Genomic DNA, 14,284 nt, shown 5'->3' on the forward strand with positions numbered 1-14,284 from the left:
CCGATGACGAACGACAACTGGTTCATCCCCGCCGGCTCCCGCCCCGAGGCGGGCTGGACGGACGTGGTGGACGGGCGGGTCCCGGGGTGGGCGCACACCGGTCTCCGGACCGGCGCACTCCGCGACGGGGGTGAGTTGCGCCTCCCGGCCGACGCCGTGGAACGCCTGGTCGTCCCGCTGACGGGCAGCTTCGCCGTGGCGTACGACGACACCACGCAGGTCCTCGAGGGGCGTGCCAGCGTCTTCGAGGGGCCGACGGACGTGCTGTACCTCGGCTCCGGGACCGCCGCGACGATCACCGGCGCAGGGCGGGTCGCCGTGGCCGAGGCGCCGACCGAGACGGTCGAGCCGAGCACGTACATCGCTCGCGACGCGGTGCCGGTGGAGCTCCGCGGCGCCGGCCAGTCGAGCCGGCAGGTGCACAACTTCGGGACGCCGGCCGCGCTCGACGCGGCGAAGTTCATCGTGTGCGAGGTCATCACCCCGGCCGGGAACTGGTCGTCGTACCCGCCCCACAAGCACGACTCGCACGTGCCCGGGCAGGAGTCGAACCTCGAGGAGATCTACTACTACGAGGCCGCGGTGTCCCGCGGACTCGAGGACGTCGCTCCCGAGTCGGCGGACCCGTTCGCCCTGCACCGGACGTACGCCTCGGACGACCGGGCGATCGACGAGTTCCGTCAGGTCCGGACCGGCGACATCGCCCTCGTGCCGTACGGCTGGCACGGTCCGGCCGTCGCGGCCCCGGGCTACGACATGTACTACCTCAACGTGATGGCCGGGCCCGACCCGGAGCGCGTCTGGAACATCACCGACGACCCTGCCCACGGTTGGGTCCGTCAGGCGTGGACCTCCGAGTCGATCGACCCGCGCCTGCCCTACGAGAAGGAGACCGTCCGATGACCACGCAGCGCCAGCCCGGCGAGACGCGTCGGATGACCGTCGGCCAGGCACTCGTCGAGTTCCTGGCGAACCAGTGGACCGTCGACGGCGACGTCCGTGAGCGCACCGTCCCGGGGATCTTCGGCATCTTCGGGCACGGCAACGTCGCCGGGCTCGGGCAGGCGATCAAGCAGCTCCACGTCGAGCAGCCCGGTCTGCTGCCGTACCACCAGGCGCGCAACGAACAGGCCATGGTGCACGAGGCCGTCGGGTACGCACGCATGCACCGCCGTCGTGCGACCTTCGCGTCGACGGCGTCGGTCGGGCCGGGGGCTGCGAACATGCTGACCGCCGCGGCCCTCGCCACGACGAACCGCCTGCCGGCGCTGCTGCTGCCGTCCGACACCTTCGCGACACGGACGACCGATCCGGTCCTGCAGCAGATCGAGATGCCGCACGACACCTCGCTGCAGGTGACCGACGCGTTCCGGCCGCTGTCGCGCTTCTTCGACCGGGTCGAACGGCCCGAGCAGCTGTTCTCGATCGCCCTCGCCGCGATGCGGGTCCTCACCGACCCGGCCGAGACCGGCGCCGTGACGATCGCGCTCCCCGAGGACGTGCAGGCCGAGGCGCTCGACGTCCCGGTGTCGTTCCTGCAGCCGCGTGAGTGGCACATCCGCCGACCGCTGCCCGAGCGCGGTCCGCTCGCGCGCGCCGTCGAGGCCATCCAGAACGCGAAGCGGCCGGTGATCGTCGCCGGCGGTGGCGTGCTCTACTCCGGAGCCGAGCAGGAGCTCGCCGCCTTCGTCGAGGCGACCGGGATCCCCGTCGGCACCTCGCAGGCCGGCGGCGGCTCGCTCGTCTGGGACCACCCGCAGTACCTCGGTGGGGTCGGCGCGACGGGCACCGCGGCAGCGAACGCGATCGCAGCCCAGGCCGACGTCGTGATCGGCATCGGCACCCGCTACAGCGACTTCACGACGGCGTCGCGGACGGCCTTCCAGAACCCCGACGTGACCTTCGTCAACGTGAACGTCGCGGGCTTCGACGCCTACAAGCACGGCTCGCAGCTGCCGCTGATCGCCGACGCCCGGGAGGCACTGGTCGCCATGACGGAGTCGCTCACGACCGACGCGTCGTACGCCGTCGACGCCGGCTACGCCGCCGAGATCGCGCAGCGGAAGCAGGAGTGGGACGCCGTGGTCGACGCAGCCTTCGCGCCGTCCGGACTCGCGCTCCCCGGGCAGTCGGAGATCATCGGCGCCGTGCAGGCCGCGACCGATCCCCGCGACGTCGTCATCCAGGCCGCCGGCTCCCTGCCGGGGGACCTCCACAAGCTCTGGCGCGTGCGGGACGCCCTCGGGTACCACGTCGAGTACGCCTTCTCGTGCATGGGCTACGAGATCGCCGGCGGCATCGGGGTCCGCCGCGGCGCCCCGGACCGCGACGCGATCGTCATGGTCGGGGACGGCTCCTACCTCATGCTCCACACCGAGCTCGTGACGGCCGTCGCCGAGGGCATCAAGATCGTCGTCGTCCTCATCCAGAACAACGGGTACGCGTCGATCGGCCACCTGTCCGAGACGGTCGGCTCCGAGCGGTACGGCACGAAGTACCGCTACCTCGACGAGACCGGCTCGTTCGAGAACGACGCGGTGCTGCCCGTGGACCTCGCCGCGAACGCCCGCTCCTACGGGGTCGACGTGATCGAGGTCCAGCCGGGGCCGAACGCCGTCGCCGACCTGACGGCAGCGGTACGTCAGGCGAAGGCGAACGACCACACCACGCTCGTGCACGTGCACTCCGACCCGCTCGTCTACGCCCCCGAGGGCGACGGCTGGTGGGACGTCCCGGTCGCCCAGACCTCGACCCTGCCGAGCACCCGGCAGGCCCGCACCGAGTACGAGCAGCAGGTCGCCGCCCAACGGCCCCTCCTCGGCTGAACCACCCTCCACCCCACGAAGGACGACGACGTCATGACCGACACCGCCACCGCCACCGACGCCATCCGCATCGGCACCGCCCCGGACTCCTGGGGCGTCTGGTTCCCGGACGACCCGAAGCAGGTGCCGTGGCAGCGCTTCCTCGACGAGGCGGCCGCAGCCGGGTACGAGTGGATCGAGCTCGGTCCCTACGGGTACCTGCCGACCGATCCGTCGCAGCTGTCCGACGAGCTCGAGTCCCGGGGGCTCAAGCTCTCGGCCGGCACCGTGTTCACCGGGTTCCACAAGGGTGACGACCAGTTCCAGCGCGCCTGGGACCAGGCGGTGGCGGTCGCGGGACTCGCATCGAAGCTCGGTGCCGAACACCTCGTCACCATCCCCGACCTCTGGCGGTCGGACGCCACGAACGAGGTCCTCGAGTCGCGGACCCTGACCGACGAGCAGTGGGAGCGCCTCGGGAAGGGGCACGACCAGCTCGGCAAGGCACTGCTCGAGGAGTACGGCGTCCACCAGCAGTTCCACACCCACGCGGACAGCCACGTCGGCACCTACCGCGAGACCGTCCGGTTCCTCGAGGTCACCGACCCGCAGTACACGAACCTCTGCCTCGACACGGGACACTTCGCCTACTACGGCGGCGACAACCTCCGCATGATCGCCGAGCACCCGGAGCGCATCGGCTACCTGCACCTCAAGCAGGTCGACACCGAGCTGCTGTTCGACGTCCTCAAGAACGACGTGCCGTTCGCCACCGCGGTCGCGCAGGGGATCATGACCGAGCCACCGCACGGCACCCCGGAGCTGGCCCCGATCATCGAGGCCGTCGCGAAGATCAACCCGGACGTCTTCGGGATCGTCGAGCAGGACATGTACGGCTGCTCCGTCGACGCCCCCGGTCCGATCGCCGAGCGCACGTTCCAGCACATCTTCGGGTCGACCTCGGCCGCCCGGGTCTCGTAGCAGCGCCGTCCACCACCACTCGTCCGAGCAGGAGAACCCCATGAGCACCACCGAGAACCTCCGCGTCGCCGTCGTCGGTGCCGGCGCGATGGGCAGCGACCACGTGCGTCGCATCACGTCCACCATCGCCGGCGCGGACGTCGTCGCCATCGTCGACCCGGACACGGCGCGCGCCACGGCCGCGGCCGAGAAGGCTCCCGGCGCGATCACCGCGGCGTCGTTCGAGGACGCCCTCGACGCCACGCCGATCGACGCCGTCATCGTCGCGACGCCGGGCTTCCTGCACGAGCCGGTCCTCGTGCCCGCGATCGAGCGCGGGCTCGCCGTGCTGTGCGAGAAGCCCCTGACGACGAGCGCCGAGGACTCCCTGCGCATCGTCGAGCTCGAGCAGGCACGGTCCGACCGGCCGCGGATCCAGGTCGGGTTCATGCGCCGGTTCGACAAGGGCTACCAGGAGCTCAAGGCCCTCCGCGAGTCCGGGGCGAACGGCGCGCTGCTCGCCCTGCACCACGCACACCGCAACCCGACGACGCCGCCGAACTTCAGCGAGTCGATGCTCATCCACGACTCCGTGATCCACGAGATCGACATCATCCCGTTCCTCACCGGCGAGCCGATCATGTCCGTCGAGGTGAAGAAGCCGCGGAAGAACTCGTTGGCGCCGGCGGACCTGCCCGAGCCGCAGTTCGTGCTGTTCACCACCGAGTCGGGCACCATGGCGATCGTCGAGATCAACGTCAACGCACAGTTCGGGTACCAGGTCACGACCGACGCCGTGTTCGAGTCGGGCGTCGCGTACATCGGCAGGGAGACCGCGATGAACGTCGTGTCCGCCGGCGTCTCCGGGCAGGGCGTCACGCCGTCGTTCGTCGAGCGGTTCGGCGCGGCGTACGACGAGGAGGTCCAGCGCTGGGTCGACGCCGCGCGCACCGGCGGGATCGACGGACCGAGCGCTTGGGACGGCTACACGGCCTCCGTCGTCGCCGAGGTCGCGGTCCGTGCCCAGCAGTCGGGTGCGCTCGAGCAGGTCACCTACGCCACCGCGAAGCCCACGTTCTACGAGACAGAGACAGAGACAGAGACTGCCGACGGCGTCGTCGACGCGCTCGCCGGAGCCTGACGCATGCCGAAGATCGCCCTCGACCCGACGCCGTTCCACCACGACCTGTCACTGCTCGAGTTCCCGCGGAAGGTGGCCGACCTCGGCTACGAGTACCTCCAGCTCACCCCGCACCGGGACTTCATCCCCTTCTACACGCACCCCAAGGCGGACGACGACCTCGTCGACGCGTTCGCGGCGGCGAGCCGTGACGCCGACGTCGAGATCGCCAGCGTGCTGCCGGTGCTGCGCTGGTCGGGTCCCGACCGGGAGACCCGGGAGGCCGCGGTCAAGAAGTGGAAGCGCGTCATCGAGATCACGAAGCGCCTCGGCGTGGACACCATAAACACGGAGTTCTCCGGCCGCCCGGAGCGGGCCGAGGAATCCGAGGACCAGTTCTACTGGGCGATGGAGGAGCTCCTGCCGATCATCGAGGCATCGGACATCCGGGTGCTCATCGACCCGCACCCGGACGACTTCGTCGAGGACGGCCTCGAGGCGCTCCGGGTGATCCGTGGGCTGAACTCGAAGTCCGTCGGCTTCGTCTACGTCGCGTGCCACACGTTCCACTACGGCGGCAACATGGACGAGATCATCGACGCCGCGGGCGACTCACTGCAGCTCGTCCACGTCGCGGACGCGTACGACCACAGGCGGTCGCACGGTCTCCGGTACATCTCGAACCCACCCGGCAACACGACGCGCGTGCACCAGCACCTGCCGGTCGGGCAGGCAGACGTCGACTTCGCCGCGTTCTGGTCGGCGCTCGACCGCGTCGGTTTCTCCGCTCGGGCGGACACGATCGCGGTCTCGAGTGTCTTCGCCGAGGACGAGAACGCCGACGAGGTCTCGCGGTTCCAGCTCGACGCGATCACGAAGGGACTCACCCGATGACCACCACGCTCGACACGACGACCGACCGGCCCGGCACGGACACCCGTCCGGTGACCCTGCAGGCGGCGAGCCAGACCCCGACCGCGCTGTGGAACGACTCCGCCGATCCGCGCGAGCTCTCCACTGCGATCCACGAGTTCGGCGCCGTCGGCGCGACGTGCAACCCGGTGATCGCGTTCACCTGCATCCAGCAGGACCCGGAGCGGTGGGTGCCCCGCATCCGTGAGATCGCTGCCGAGCACCCGACCGCTTGGGAGTCCTGGATCGGGTGGAAAGCGGTCGAGGAGCTCTCGATCGCCGCTGCCGAGCAGCTGCTGCCCGCGTTCGAGGCGTCCGGCGGGCGCAACGGTCGGCTCAGCATGCAGACCGACCCGCGCCTGCACCGTGACCGGGACGCGCTCGTCGACCAGGCCGTCCGGTTCTCCGGGCTCGCGCCGAACATCATCGTGAAGATCCCTGCGACGAAGGTCGGCATCGCCGCGATCGAGGAGGCCGCGTACCGCGGTGTGTCGATCAACGCGACGGTGTCGTTCACCGTGCCGCAGGTGGTCGCCGTCGGTGAGGCGATCGAGCGTGCGCTCGACCGTCGGGCCGCCGACGGGTTGCCGGAACAGGAGTTCGGTCACGTCGTCACCCTCATGGCCGGGCGGTTCGACGACTGGCTGAAGACCGTCGTCAAGCGCGACCACGTGATGGTGGACCCGGGGATCCTCGAGTGGGCCGGGGTGGCTGCGGTGAAGAACGCCTACCGGGTGTTCCAGGAGCGCCGTTTCCGCTCACGGGTGCTCGTCGCGGCGTTCCGGAACCCGCTGCAGTGGTCGGAGTTCCAGGGTGGGGACCTGGTCGTGTCGCCGCCGTTCCAGTGGTCGAAGGACATCAACGACAACGCGTTCCCCTGGCGTCCGGACGCCATCGACGACGAGGTGCCGGCCGAGGTCATCGCGGCACTGCGAAAGGCGACGCCCGAGTTCGCCCGCGGCTACGACGTGGACGGCATGACCATCGACGAGTTCGACCGCTTCGGCGCGACCGTGACGACGCTCCGGCAGTTCCTCGACGCCGACGCGAAGCTCGACGCCCTCGTCCGCGACATCATCGTCCCGGCCGCGTGAGCACCGCCACGAACCGGCTCGGCGTCGGGCTCGTCTCGGTCGGCTGGATGGGCCGACTGCACTCGCGGGCGTACCGTGCCCTGCCGGACCACTTCCCGGAGCTCGGCGTACACCCGCGGCTCGTCGTCGCGGCCGACCCGATCGAGGCCGCACGCGAGCAGGCCACCACTCGACTCGGGTACGAACGCGCCGTCGCGGACTTCCACCAGGTGCTCGACGATCCCGAGGTGGACGTCGTGTCGATCTGCGCGCCGAACTTCCTGCACCGCGAGGTCGCCGTCGCCGCGGCCCGGGCCGGCAAGCCGTTCTGGATCGAGAAGCCGATGGGGCGGTACGCGAGCGACTCCCGCTCGATCCACGACGCCGTCCGGTCGGCAGGGCTCGTCACGAGCGTCGGCTTCAACTACCGACACGCTCCGGCGATCCAGCGCGCGCGTGAGCTCGTCCGCAGCGGGCGCCTCGGCAGGATCACGAACGTCCGCGGGTCGCTCCTCGCGGACTACTCGTCCGACCCGGACGCCCCGCTGACCTGGCGGTTCGAACGCGAACGGGCGGGGTCCGGGGTCCTCGGTGACCTGCTCTCGCACGGGCTCGACCTCGCGCAGTACGTCGTGGGCAGGATCGCGAGCGTGACCGCACTCGCGGAGACGTTCATCGAGACGCGGCCTCGCCCGGGGCAGGGGATCGTCGACCGCTCGGCCGCCGCCAGCGGCGAGCACGGCCCGGTGGAGAACGAGGACTACGCCGCGCTGCTGCTCCGCTTCGAGGACGGCGCGGTCGGCACGATGGACTCGAGCCGGGTGATGCGCGGGCCGCACGCCGAGTACGCCCTCGAGGTCTACGGGACGCACGGCTCCGTGCGCTGGGACTTCCAGCGTCTGAACGAACTCGAGGTCTTCCTCGACGGGCAGGAGGTCGACGGCTACGCCACCCACTTCGTCGCGTCGGGTGACGGGGAGTTCGCGCGGTTCCAGCCGGGAGCGGGCACGGCGATGGGCTACGACGACCTCAAGACGATCGAGGCCGCGCAGTTCGTCGCGAGCGTGCTCCGCGGTGAGCAGCTCGCGCCCTCGGTCGCGGACGGCCTGGCGGCCGCGAGCATCGTCGAAGCGGCGGAGGCGTCGTTCCGCGACGGCGCGTGGCACGACGTCGCGCGCGTGGACGGAGCGCTGACGTACCCTGCGGCGACCCCGGTGCTGTAGACGCGCCCCGGATCGGACTGGAGGCTCGGTGCAGGCTTGCACCGAGCCTCCGGTCCGATCCTCGGCCACTGGGTCTGTATTGTTGTATTGTCCTTACAAAGATCCGATCCCAGGAGGCAGCATGCCACTCGTCCGTATCGACCTCGTCACCGGTCGCAGCCCGGAGCAGGTCCGATCGATCGCCGACGCGATCCACACCGCGATCGTGGACGAGTACGGCATCCCGGAGCGCGACCGCTTCCAGATCATCACCGAGCACCCGGCGCAGCAGATCATCGCCGAGGATGCCGGCCTCGGGTTCGACCGCACCGAGGGCGTCGTCATGATCCAGGTGTTCACCCAGGGCGGGCGCACCGACGAGGCGAAGCAGTCGCTGTACGCCGCGGTCCACGACCGCCTCGTCGAGGTCGGCGTCGCGAGCGAGGACGTCTTCATCGGCTACGTCGAGAACGGTCCGCAGGACTGGTCGTTCGGCTTCGGCCGCGCGCAGTACGTCACGGGTGAGCTCGGCGTCCCGTCCGCGGACTGACGGGGTGGACCGCCGGTCGATCCGCGGTGCCGCGACCGCAGTCGGCTACTTGTCGACGAGGGTGACCTCGAACGAGTAGCGGTCCGGCCGGTAGCAGTGCACCCCGTACTCGACCGCACGTCCCGATGCGTCGTACGCGGTCCGGCTCATCGTCAGGACGGGATCGCCGTCCTCGATCTCGAGCAGTGACGCCTCGTCGTCGGTGACCGCGCGGGCGCCGATCCGCTGCTTCGCGACGCGCATCGTCACCCCGCGTCCGCGGAGCAGCTGGTAGAGCCCGTGCGCAGAGAGGTCCTCGTCGGTGATGTCGGAGAACTCCGGCGGGAGGAAGTTCTCGAGGATCGCCATCGGCACGTCCTCCGCGAACCGGACCCGTCGGATGTGCGGGACCACCGTGCCGGGCTCGACCCCGAGCGCCTCGGCCACCGCGTCGGTGGCGGGCACGTCGTCGCGGACGAGGAGCTTCGTCGTCGGTGCCTGGGACCCCTGCGCCAGGTCGTCGTAGAGGCTCGTCAGCTCGACCTTGCGGGTGACCGGACCGTGCACGACCTGCGTGCCGATCCCGCGGCGGCGGACGAGCAGACCCTTGTCGACGAGGTCCTGGATGGCGCGGCGGATCGTCGGCCGCGAGAGCCCGAGCCGTTCACCGAGCGCGATCTCGTTCTCGAGCCGGGCTCCTGGTGGCATCGCTCCGGAGCGGATGGCCTCCTCGATGCGCGACGCGACCTGGAAGTAGAGGGGCATCGGACCCGACCGGTCCAGGTCCATGAACAGGTCGGACGGCAGCTGGCCTTCGTTGGTCATCGCGGTCCTTCGGGGAGATCGAGCGCGGCACCGCTGCCGCCAGGGATTGTCGTGACAATACCACCGGGTCGCGTCGGGTCCGGGGACGTCGACCCGTCGAGTGCCCGACCGGGACGATCAGTCCGAGAACACCATCGGCCGACGGGAGAGCTTCGGCTGCGGTGCGGCCGCCCGCGGCTTCTCCTCACGAGGGCGGACCGGCGACACGTGCACCCGGGTGGCGGCGCCGAGGGCCTCGACCGTGTCGGCGCGGTGCAGCTCGGCGGCGTGCACGACGATCGCGGCGCAGGCCTCGGCATCGGCAGCGGCGTCGTGGTGTGCGAACCCGACGTGTCCCGCGGCACGGGCTGCCATCGGGAGTCGGTACGAGTCGAGGGTGTAGGTCTTCCGCGCGACCTGCAGCGAACACAGCGAGTGGTGCTCGGCGAGCGGGGTCCCGGTGGCGGCACACCCGCCGGCGATGACCCCCATGTCGAACCGTGCGTTGTGCGCGACCAGCACGTCGCCGTCCGCGAAGGCCACGATGTCGTCGTACTGCTCCGCCCACCCCTTGGCGCCGACGACGTCCGACGCGACGATCCCGTGGATGCGGGTGTTCCACTCGAGGAACGTGTCGTGCCCGACCGGCGGCTGGATGAACCAGGAGGCGCGCTCGACCACCCGGCCGGCGCGGATCTTCACGAGCCCCACGGAGCACGCGCTCGCGGGGGAGCTGTTCGCGGTCTCGAAGTCGATCGCGGTGAAGTTCAACGGCACGGTCCCGATCGTCGCACGGGGCTCCGACATCGGCTGCGCGCGACCTCGGCGTTGCGGCCGAGCGCGCAGTTCCAGCCCGCCGTCCCGCCGCGCGCAGCCCTGTCGCCGGGGGGGGGGGGGGGGGGCTCAGCCCCGCCGCAGCCCCTCGTCCATCCGTTCCAGCAGCGCCAGGGCCTCCGCGGTCCCGTCCTCGTCCCCGCCGAGCGCCGCGCGGAGCTTCGCCACCCAGTGCGCGTGCAACCGTCCGATGCTCGCGGCGGCGAGCTCCGTGGGGAGCAGCTGCACCGTGCGGGCGTCGGAGGGGTGCGGTCGCCGCTCGACCATCCCCTTGGCGACGAGGGAGCGGAGCGCGGCGCTGAGGTTGCTGCGCTGCAACCCTGTCGCGAGAGCGGTGGCGCTCGGCGAGGTGCCCGGATTCCGGTCGACCCACCGCATGACGAGCGCCTCGGTGCCGGTGAGCGGCACGATGTCCAGCGGGTCGCCGCCGTGGGGGTCGATCTCCCGCGAGATCCGGAGCACGACGTCGGCGAGCTCGGCGAGCTGGGCGTCGGACACCGGGGAGCGCATGGTCGTACTGTACCGATCCATCAGAGTCAGTTATGCTTTCATAACAATGACCACCGACACCGGAACCATCCGCACGCACACCGCGTCACCCTCGACCACGCAGCAGGGCATCACCGCCGCGCTCCTGCTCGTCCTCGGCCTGCTCAGTGCCGTCGCCCCGTTCGCCACCGACCTCTACCTGCCGGCGTTCCCGCGCATGACCACCGACCTCGGGGCGAGTGCCACGGCCGTGCAGCTCACCCTCACCGCGTTCCTCGTCGGCGTCACCGCCGGGCAGCTCGTCTTCGGCCCGCTCTCCGACCGGTTCGGCCGCGTCCCCCCGCTCGTCGCCGGTGCCGCCCTGTGCGTGCTCGCGAGCGTCGCCGCGGTGTTCGCGCCGACCATCGGAATCCTCATCGTCGCCCGCCTGCTGCAAGGCCTCGGCGGTGCGGCCGGCATGGTGATCAGTCGCGCCGTGATCTCCGACCTCGCCGCCGGGAAGGCCGCAGCTCGCGCGTTCTCGCTCATGATGATCGTCGGCGGCGTGGCTCCCGTCGTGGCCCCGCTGCTCGGCGGTCTCCTCACCGGACCGATCGGCTGGCGTGGCCTGCTCGCGATCGTCCTCGGGCTCTCGGTCGTCATGCTCATCGCCGTGCTCGCCGTCGTCCGCGAGACCCACGTCCGTGAACGTCGCGACGCACTCCGAGCGGAACGCCAGGGGTCCGGTCCGGGCCTGCGGGCGCTGCGCTCGCGTGCCTTCCTCGCCAACACCGCCGTCTTCGGCTTCGCGTTCGCCGTGATGATGGCGTACATCTCCGCGTCGCCGTTCCTCTACCAGGACATGATCGGCTTCGGCACCGTCGGCTACGGCCTCGCCTTCGGGCTCAACGCCCTCGCGCTGATGGGCGTCAGCATCCTGTCCGCGAAGCTCACCGCGACACGATCGGTCGCGGGCGTCCTCGGCCTCGGGATCGGGCTCGTGCTGGCGTCGACCATCGTCTTCGCGGTCCTCGTGGTGGTCGCTGCACCGGCGGTGTGGCTCGCCGTCCCGCTCTTCACCGCGGTCGGTTCGCTCGGCCTGGTGCTCGGGAACGCCACAGCGCTGGCGCTCGGTGCCGTGCCCGCCGCCGCGGGCAGCGCGTCGGCCGTCCTCGGTGCGCTGCAGTTCGGACTCGCGGCGCTCGTGTCCCCGTTGGTCAGCATCGGCGGGTCGACGACGGCGGCCCCGCTCGCGGTCGTGATGCTGGTGGCCGCCGTGATCGCCCTGGTCGCCCTGCTCGTCGGCCGGAGCACCAGGGCCTGAGCGGCGCGGCGCCGGGCCGTCGCGATGGCCGGCCCCGCCGCCCCTGGCCAGTGACCCGAACGTCGGGCGCGTGGCGCGCCTCCAGGCCGGGTTCCGTGACGCGGATGGCCACCCGACGATCCGGACTGGAGGCTCCCCACCGGCACGGCCGACCCGCCGCTGGCGCGTCGGTCCGGAACCGGCGGCGTGGGCCCTGGGTCGGCTCCGGCGAGCAGCCGCCGGTAGGGTGTCCTCCCGTGGCTCTCACCATCGGAATCGTCGGTCTCCCGAACGTCGGCAAGTCGACCCTGTTCAACGCCCTGACCAAGAACCAGGTCCTCGCCGCGAACTACCCGTTCGCGACGATCGAACCGAACGTCGGTGTGGTGAACCTGCCCGACCCGCGGCTCGACCAGCTCGCCGAGCTCTTCCACTCCGAGAAGACCGTGCCCGCGCCCGTGTCGTTCGTCGACATCGCCGGCATCGTCAAGGGCGCCAGCGAGGGCAAGGGGCTCGGCAACAAGTTCCTCGCGAACATCCGTGAGGCCGACGCCATCGCGCAGGTCGTCCGCGGCTTCGCCGACGACGACGTCGTGCACGTGGCGAACAAGGTGTCCCCGAAGGACGACCTCGAGGTCATCAACACCGAGTTGATCCTCGCGGACATGGAGACCATCGACAAGGCGCTCCCGCGCTACGAGAAGATGGTCAAGCTGAAGCAGGCCGAGCCGATCGTGCTCGACACCGCTCGTGAGGCCCGCGCCGCGCTCGAGCAGGGCACCCTGCTGTCCGCGACCTCGATCGACCTCGCGCCGATCGCCGAGCTCGGGCTGCTCTCCGCGAAGCCGTTCATCTTCGTGTTCAACGTCGACGAGGCCGTGCTCACCGACGAGGCCCGCAAGGCCGAGCTCGCCGCCCTCGTCGCCCCCGCGCAGGCGGTGTTCCTCGACGCGAAGATCGAGTCGGAGCTCATCGACCTCGATCCCTCGGACGCGGCGGAGCTCCTCGAGTCGACCGGCCAGACCGAGTCCGGGCTCGACCAGCTCGCACGCATCGGGTTCGACACCCTCGGGCTGCAGACCTACCTGACCGCTGGCCCCAAGGAGTCGCGGGCGTGGACGATCGGCAAGGGCTGGAAGGCGCCCCAGGCTGCCGGGGTCATCCACACCGACTTCGAGAAGGGCTTCATCAAGGCCGAGGTCATCTCGTTCGAGGACCTCATGGAGGCCGGCTCGATCGCCGAGGCACGGGCGCACGGCAAGGCCCGGATCGAGGGCAAGGACTACGTCATGCAGGACGGCGACGTGGTGGAGTTCCGCTTCAATAACTAGATGCGCGCAAAATCAACCATCTAGATGGGTCGTCTAACACAGATTCGGTGTGCTACGGGTCGGTTTGTGTCACTGCTGTGTTATTCCTCCTCCGGAGTCGTGATGTCGCACACCCCCCCCGATTGCGAGTCTCTAACTGCCCGTCTGAGGCGTCGTCATCTGCCGGTCGCGTGATTGTTCGCCTCCTGCGCGAGTGGCGCTCAGATCGTCTCCTGCGGTCGTAGCGACCCCCGACTGAGGGTCTCTCGGGATTGTGCTGCGTCCCGAAAGTGTGAAAGCTCACAGCCGATCACCATCAGGGGGAGCAGTATGCAGACCATCGCCATCGAGAACCAGAAGTTCATCGTCGAGGAGTTCGACAGGACCACGAAGAAGACGAAGGCGCCGCGGCTCGTCGCCAGCCTGGAGCCGTACCGGAAGCGCTACGCCTCCCAGGCGGACATCGAGACCTTCCACAGCACGGTCATGTCGGCCGGTCCCGCTCTCTGGGGTCTCACGGTCAAGGAAGCGACCGAGGAGGACATCGCGAACCACGGCGGGGAGCCGGAGGTCGTCGCGTTGGCGAACCTCTATGGCAACGCCGAGGCGAAGATGAAGGCCGACAAGCTCACCGCGGCGCGAGGCATCGTCAAGCACCTGTCCGAGAAGGTCAAGGACAAGGATGCGCTGGAGAGCTTCCTCTACATCTACGGCCTCAACACGGCTCAGGTCATGGCGATGCACAAGCTCGTCCGGGACGAGGATGGCACGCAGCTCGATGACGCCTTCGTGACGGTCTACTCGAAGCTGGTCGAGGAACGCGCGGCAACGACCGCCAGCCCCCGCAAGGCGGCGGCGGTCAAGACCGAGTGGAACAAGGTCGCCAAGGCCAACCAGAAGTAGCCACTACAGCACACAGTAAGAAGCCCCCGGGAATCAGGACCGGGGGCTTCTTGCGTTCTACG

At 70.2% G+C, this 14,284-nt stretch carries 14 protein-coding genes; 11 read left to right on the plus strand and 3 right to left on the minus strand.

What is annotated here, in order from left to right; all coding sequences use genetic code 11:
* Positions 1–3 precede the first annotated feature (3 nt).
* From iolB to ABC270_RS05965, 8 genes are all read left to right on the plus strand, one after another.
* Positions 4–903: a 5-deoxy-glucuronate isomerase gene (gene iolB / locus ABC270_RS05930; protein ID WP_412879938.1), complete on the plus strand. Its 900-nt coding sequence runs from the start codon at positions 4–6 to the stop codon at positions 901–903.
* Complete coding sequence (iolD, locus tag ABC270_RS05935) at positions 900–2,825, plus strand: 3D-(3,5/4)-trihydroxycyclohexane-1,2-dione acylhydrolase (decyclizing) (RefSeq protein ID WP_412879939.1); 1,926 nt, start codon at positions 900–902, stop codon at positions 2,823–2,825. Before iolB ends, iolD begins: the two co-directional genes overlap by 4 nt.
* A 33-nt stretch (positions 2,826–2,858) precedes the next feature.
* Positions 2,859–3,785 (plus strand): sugar phosphate isomerase/epimerase family protein, encoded by a 927-nt coding sequence (locus tag ABC270_RS05940; RefSeq protein WP_412879940.1) that lies wholly within the window; start codon positions 2,859–2,861, stop codon positions 3,783–3,785.
* Positions 3,786–3,825: 40 nt separating this feature from the next.
* A complete protein-coding gene (locus tag ABC270_RS05945) occupies positions 3,826–4,905 on the plus strand; it encodes a Gfo/Idh/MocA family protein (RefSeq protein ID WP_412879941.1) in 1,080 nt (359 codons plus the stop codon).
* A 3-nt stretch (positions 4,906–4,908) separates the two neighbouring features.
* A complete protein-coding gene (locus tag ABC270_RS05950) occupies positions 4,909–5,778 on the plus strand; it encodes a sugar phosphate isomerase/epimerase family protein (RefSeq protein ID WP_412879942.1) in 870 nt (289 codons plus the stop codon).
* Positions 5,775–6,890: a transaldolase family protein gene (locus tag ABC270_RS05955; RefSeq protein ID WP_412879943.1), complete on the plus strand. Its 1,116-nt coding sequence runs from the start codon at positions 5,775–5,777 to the stop codon at positions 6,888–6,890. The genes ABC270_RS05950 and ABC270_RS05955 overlap by 4 nt, the downstream gene beginning before the upstream one ends.
* Complete coding sequence (locus tag ABC270_RS05960; protein WP_412879944.1) at positions 6,887–8,092, plus strand: Gfo/Idh/MocA family protein; 1,206 nt, start codon at positions 6,887–6,889, stop codon at positions 8,090–8,092. The genes ABC270_RS05955 and ABC270_RS05960 overlap by 4 nt, the downstream gene beginning before the upstream one ends.
* A gap of 121 nt (positions 8,093–8,213) precedes the next feature.
* On the plus strand, positions 8,214–8,621 hold the full coding sequence (locus ABC270_RS05965; RefSeq protein WP_412879945.1) for a tautomerase family protein: 408 nt from the start codon (positions 8,214–8,216) through the stop codon (positions 8,619–8,621).
* Between the two features lie 45 nt (positions 8,622–8,666).
* On the opposite strand, the gene ABC270_RS05970 is transcribed toward ABC270_RS05965, so the two are convergent.
* From ABC270_RS05970 to ABC270_RS05980, 3 genes are all read right to left on the minus strand, one after another.
* The gene (locus ABC270_RS05970; RefSeq protein ID WP_412879946.1) at positions 8,667–9,425 is read right to left on the minus strand and encodes a GntR family transcriptional regulator; all 759 of its coding nucleotides are present in this window, start codon (positions 9,423–9,425) and stop codon (positions 8,667–8,669) included.
* 117 nt (positions 9,426–9,542) lie between these two features.
* On the minus strand, positions 9,543–10,181 hold the full coding sequence (locus ABC270_RS05975; protein ID WP_412879947.1) for an exonuclease domain-containing protein: 639 nt from the start codon (positions 10,179–10,181) through the stop codon (positions 9,543–9,545).
* A gap of 126 nt (positions 10,182–10,307) precedes the next feature.
* Positions 10,308–10,748 (minus strand): MarR family winged helix-turn-helix transcriptional regulator, encoded by a 441-nt coding sequence (locus tag ABC270_RS05980; protein WP_412879948.1) that lies wholly within the window; start codon positions 10,746–10,748, stop codon positions 10,308–10,310.
* 46 nt (positions 10,749–10,794) lie between these two features.
* Here ABC270_RS05980 and ABC270_RS05985 point away from each other — a divergent pair, with 46 nt between their 5' ends.
* The 3 genes from ABC270_RS05985 to ABC270_RS05995 all read left to right on the plus strand — a co-directional run bounded on the left by ABC270_RS05985 (position 10,795) and on the right by ABC270_RS05995 (position 14,222).
* Positions 10,795–12,030, plus strand: a complete 1,236-nt coding sequence (locus ABC270_RS05985; RefSeq protein ID WP_412879949.1) for a multidrug effflux MFS transporter — start codon at positions 10,795–10,797, stop codon at positions 12,028–12,030.
* Between the two features lie 236 nt (positions 12,031–12,266).
* Entirely contained in the window at positions 12,267–13,340 is a 1,074-nt protein-coding gene (ychF, locus tag ABC270_RS05990; protein ID WP_412879950.1) for a redox-regulated ATPase YchF, read from the plus strand.
* 309 nt (positions 13,341–13,649) lie between these two features.
* Positions 13,650–14,222, plus strand: coding sequence for a hypothetical protein (locus tag ABC270_RS05995; protein ID WP_412879951.1), 573 nt, complete (start codon positions 13,650–13,652; stop codon positions 14,220–14,222).
* The last annotated feature ends 62 nt before the right edge of the window (positions 14,223–14,284 follow it).

This window comes from Curtobacterium phoenicis (assembly GCF_047238015.1).
Taxonomy (GTDB): Bacteria; Actinomycetota; Actinomycetes; order Actinomycetales; family Microbacteriaceae; genus Curtobacterium.

Coding starts and splice junctions, on each gene's coding strand:
- ABC270_RS05945 (WP_412879941.1), top strand. CDS start 3,826: ATGAGCACCACCGAGAACCTCCGCGTCGCCGTCGTCGGTGCCGGCGCG.
- ABC270_RS05940 (WP_412879940.1), top strand. CDS start 2,859: ATGACCGACACCGCCACCGCCACCGACGCCATCCGCATCGGCACCGCC.
- ABC270_RS05965 (WP_412879945.1), top strand. CDS start 8,214: ATGCCACTCGTCCGTATCGACCTCGTCACCGGTCGCAGCCCGGAGCAG.
- ABC270_RS05970 (WP_412879946.1), bottom strand. CDS start 9,425: ATGACCAACGAAGGCCAGCTGCCGTCCGACCTGTTCATGGACCTGGAC.
- ABC270_RS05985 (WP_412879949.1), top strand. CDS start 10,795: ATGACCACCGACACCGGAACCATCCGCACGCACACCGCGTCACCCTCG.
- ABC270_RS05995 (WP_412879951.1), top strand. CDS start 13,650: ATGCAGACCATCGCCATCGAGAACCAGAAGTTCATCGTCGAGGAGTTC.
- ABC270_RS05980 (WP_412879948.1), bottom strand. CDS start 10,748: ATGCGCTCCCCGGTGTCCGACGCCCAGCTCGCCGAGCTCGCCGACGTC.
- iolB (WP_412879938.1), top strand. CDS start 4: ATGACGAACGACAACTGGTTCATCCCCGCCGGCTCCCGCCCCGAGGCG.
- iolD (WP_412879939.1), top strand. CDS start 900: ATGACCACGCAGCGCCAGCCCGGCGAGACGCGTCGGATGACCGTCGGC.
- ABC270_RS05955 (WP_412879943.1), top strand. CDS start 5,775: ATGACCACCACGCTCGACACGACGACCGACCGGCCCGGCACGGACACC.
- ABC270_RS05950 (WP_412879942.1), top strand. CDS start 4,909: ATGCCGAAGATCGCCCTCGACCCGACGCCGTTCCACCACGACCTGTCA.